Source organism: Nostoc sp. CALU 546 (genome assembly GCF_048836525.1).
Genome location: NZ_JAWJTF010000371.1, coordinates 1 through 1,815, shown reverse-complemented (window position 1 = coordinate 1,815; position 1,815 = coordinate 1). Strand labels below are relative to the sequence as shown.

At 38.8% G+C, this 1,815-nt stretch carries 1 protein-coding gene and 1 pseudogene; both read right to left on the bottom strand.

All coding sequences use genetic code 11. The annotated features are described in order from the left end of the window. Nucleotides 1–402 (bottom strand): annotated as a pseudogene (locus tag RRG12_RS43775) (hypothetical protein); the annotation flags it as partial. A 551-nt stretch (nt 403–953) separates the two neighbouring features. After that, on the bottom strand, nt 954–1,739 hold the full coding sequence (locus RRG12_RS43770; protein WP_420758917.1) for an MOSC domain-containing protein: 786 nt from the start codon (nt 1,737–1,739) through the stop codon (nt 954–956). Nucleotides 1,740–1,815: the final 76 nt, after the last annotated feature.

Sequence of the window (1,815 nt, the reverse complement as noted above, 5' to 3'; positions counted from 1 at the left end):
GTGGATTGGGAAGGGCGATTTGTGCTTGAGTAATAGTTCGGAAACCGAGTTTGCGGGCGACTCCATTTGTTTCCAAAAGTAATATCCGGTGGTTGCAAAATCAGAAAGGTTGAGCAAACCTAGCTCAACCGCATCTAAGTTAATTTGATTTATTTGTTTCGGAGTTGTTAAATAACTATCAAGATGTTGTTCAATGCGATCGCAGATTTCATTTTCTAATTGAGTAGCAAGCTCCTTTACCGCTTTTTGACCGTTTTGATACGAAAGATAGCCCACAAGTCCTACCGCCCCAAAAATTTGCAATATAAAGGGCACAATTAGAACATACCTCAGAGGCATCTTGGCATAAACTTTGCCAACTAAGCGATTAATAGATTTGACTGGCTGAAGTTTGGATAACATTGTTGTTTAATTCTTCCCCAACATATACTAGGGGCATTTTTGCCATATCAGCTACATTTTCAACTCAGCATAATTACGCCATATCTTCGCTTTAGCGATGACATATATTTGCATTTTATAGTATAATAAAGCACTAAAGCCCTAGTCTATACTTATTTTACTGGCTAAGTACCTCCAACGCTTAATTTTTAAACTTTGCGTAGGCATAGCCCATCGTAGACATCGACTAAGTTGGGCGGATACGCCATCGCACCTGAATTTGCTCAGTTTTATCTGGCAATGTGTCAACAGATTTTTTCGGATTAACTGAAATTTAACCGATAAGCTACAGTATGCCATTCTAAAACTCAGGTCGCCATTAGCACTCAATCCTAAATTTAATTTTTAATTGCTGATGTTTTGATTTCCCGGTCTTAAAACCTCTGGACTAGTACAAAAACTTATATTTAACTACAACAATTTTAAAATTTTCATGCAAACGCACACTATAAACAAAAAAAATCCAAGAAAATTTACTTTGTATTTTTTATTATGAAGAAATGTTAACTTTGTTATGGAAGTATGTCAATCTCATCGCCGATTTGTAAAATTTTTCCAGTTGAGGATGGGGATAATTGGGTATTAACACTCAATCTGTAAAAATGATTAAAAGGCGATGAAGCAACCCAATTTGGCAGAGTTGCTTGTCGCTGGGTTGCAAAGATTTTTTGAAAGTTTGGGTAAGCTTCTCCTAAGTAAGAATCGCGTGTTGGGACTATACAACGCTGACATGGGTTAATCCCAAGAAGGTGAACATCTCCCACTCGAAAGGAGACAACATTACCTTGTTCACCAAATAGCTGATCTTCCCAAAATGCTGGTACACCACCAATCTCGATATTGGCACGCATTCGACGGCGCATTTCATCTATACTTAAACCGGGAAACCAAGAAGCTACTTCTGCCAAAGTTGCTGTACTAATTACCGTTGGGCCTAATGAGTGTGTATCGTCAGGAAAACCCATCAGAGAGTTTTGTCTCAAGATGACAGAAAACTCAAAAAAATCACTCAAAGTTGCTTCTAATGCTTGCCGTTCCTCATCCAGATGAAAATTTTGTTGTGAGTCGCCGCCTGGGATTTGCAACGAGATGGTTCTATTTAAGAGTGCAAATTGCGCCCTTAGTAAATGGATTTTAGCATGACGCTTGCCATTGACAAATCTACCCTGTTCGTCAAAAATGGCAAACTCGCGGTCATGCTGTAATGCGCCACTAGCAAGAACTCTAGCGTTCTCAACTTCAACACCATCCAGTGACTTAACTGGATACAGTAAAATCTTTGCTAGGTAAGGCGTCATAGCAATTTGGGATTTTGGGTCGTAAGCGCAAATTAGATTTTGGATTAAAGATTGGTGATTTAGTAGTCCCCAATCT

Bases quoted from the DNA above. Each gene is read 5' to 3' on its own strand.
- RRG12_RS43770 (WP_420758917.1), bottom strand. From the start codon at position 1,739: ATGACGCCTTACCTAGCAAAGATTTTACTGTATCCAGTTAAGTCACTG.